Source organism: Micromonospora sp. WMMD736 (assembly GCF_049179015.1).
GTDB lineage: Bacteria > Actinomycetota > Actinomycetes > Mycobacteriales > Micromonosporaceae > Micromonospora.
On the sequence record NZ_JBMHMI010000123.1, the window covers coordinates 1 to 1,772 of the forward strand.

Below are 1,772 nucleotides of genomic sequence, written 5' to 3' on the forward strand. Positions count from 1 at the left end.
ACGTACTGCACGGTGACGCTGCACTGAGCTACCGCTGCGCCCTACCTCGCCGGCTCGATGAACTGTTCGGCGAACCGCTCGATCGGTGCCCGGTAGCGTTCGACGCCGCCGCTGTGATCGTCCAGCCCCGCCCAGGGGGCGCCCATCACGCCAGTGATGCCGAGATCTGCTGCCCGCCGGTAGAGGTCCAACGACGGCGGCTCCAACAACGCCAGGATGATCTCGAACGGTTCGCCGTCCCGACCGTATTCGCGGCGCAGCGTGGTCAGCCGCTGCACGTAGCGTGCGGCGTCATCCCAGCGGTAGGCGTAGCCCACCCAGCCGTCGCACAGGCGGGCTGCCCGGCGCAGCGCGGCCTCGGACTCACCGCCGCACAGAATCGGCACCGGGACCGGCGGGTGCGGTTCGAGCATCAACTCGGGCACCTGATAGTGCTCACCGGACCAGGACACCCAGCCGCCGCGCCACAGCTCGCGCAGCGCGGGAATCATCTCGTTGAGCCGCTTTCCGCGCGTGCTGAAGTCCTGGCCCATCAGCTCGAACTCCTCGCGCATCCAGCCGACACCCACAGCCAGCGACACCCGGCCGGCCGAGATCTCCGCCGCGGTGGCCACCTGCTTGGCCACCTCCAGCAGCGGCCGCGCGGGGGCGATGTAGACGGCGTTGGAGAACCGCAGCCGGGTGGTCACCGCGGCCATCGCCCCGATCTGCACCCAGCAGTCCGGCCATGCGGTTTCGGGTGCCCACGGCGGCGTGCCGGTTGGGGAATCGGGATACTGCGACGACAGCTCGCGCGGGTAGATCATGTGGTCCGAACAGACCACCCCGGCGAAGCCCGCGTCGTCGAGCATCCGCGCCACCGCGATCGACTCCGTTGTTTCCATGAACGCCGTACCTGTCCAGAACTGCATGTCGGCCTTCCCGTTGGTCGCCGACGTGTCGCCGGCGTTTGCCGTACCCGAGTTTCGGGCAGCATGACTGCATGCCCACGCTGTTGTGGTTCCGACGCGATCTGCGGCTGCATGACCACCCCGCGCTGTTGGACGCCGCGGCGGGCGACGGCGAGGTGCTGGCCTGCTACGTGCTGGATCCGCGGCTGACCGCCAGCCCCGCAGCGCGCCGCGTGCAGTACCTCTACGACGCGCTGCGCGACCTCGACCAAGCGCTCGACGGTCGGCTGCTGGTCACGCGCGGCCGCCCCGAGCAGCGGATACCCGCGCTGGCCAGCGCCGTCGACGCGACGTCGGTGCACATCTCGGCCGACTTCGCCCCGTTTGGTCGGCGCCGCGATGCCGCCGTACGCGCTGCGCTCGGTGCGGTGCCGTTGGAGGAGTCCGGTTCGCCCTATCTGGTGTCGCCGGGGCGTGTCACGAAGACCGACGGCACGCCGTACCGGGTGTTCACGCCGTTTTTCGACGCCTGGCGCCGGCACGGCTGGCGGCCGCCGGCACAGACCGGCCCGAAGTCCGCTCGCTGGATCGAGCCCGCCGACATCGGCGGCGTCGACGTTCCCGACCCAGGCACCGAGCTGGATCAACCGGCCGGCGAACGCGCCGCGCGCCGGCAATGGCGGAAGTTTGTGCAGTCGGGCCTCGACGACTATGCCGAGCAGCGCGACCGCCCCGACCTGCAGAGCACCAGCCGGATGTCGGCGCACCTGAAGTTCGGCACTATCCACCCCCGCACCATGGCCGCTGATCTGGGCCGGGGCCGCGGCGCGCAGGCGTACCTGCGTGAGCTCGCGTTCCGCGACTTCTACGCAGATGTGCTTT

The 1,772-nt window shown here is 70.3% G+C and carries 2 protein-coding genes; one reads left to right on the top strand and one right to left on the bottom strand.

The window, feature by feature from the left end; translation table 11 throughout:
* Positions 1-41: 41 nt before the first annotated feature.
* The gene (locus tag ACN269_RS34485) at positions 42-911 is read right to left on the bottom strand and encodes a TIGR03619 family F420-dependent LLM class oxidoreductase (RefSeq protein WP_421477490.1); all 870 of its coding nucleotides are present in this window, start codon (positions 909-911) and stop codon (positions 42-44) included.
* Positions 912-982: 71 nt separating this feature from the next.
* Here ACN269_RS34485 and ACN269_RS34490 point away from each other — a divergent pair.
* The coding region (locus ACN269_RS34490) for a deoxyribodipyrimidine photo-lyase (protein ID WP_421477491.1) at positions 983-1,772 on the top strand (790 nt) is incomplete at its 3' end.

Coding starts and splice junctions, on each gene's coding strand:
- ACN269_RS34485 (WP_421477490.1), bottom strand. CDS start 911: ATGCAGTTCTGGACAGGTACGGCGTTCATGGAAACAACGGAGTCGATC.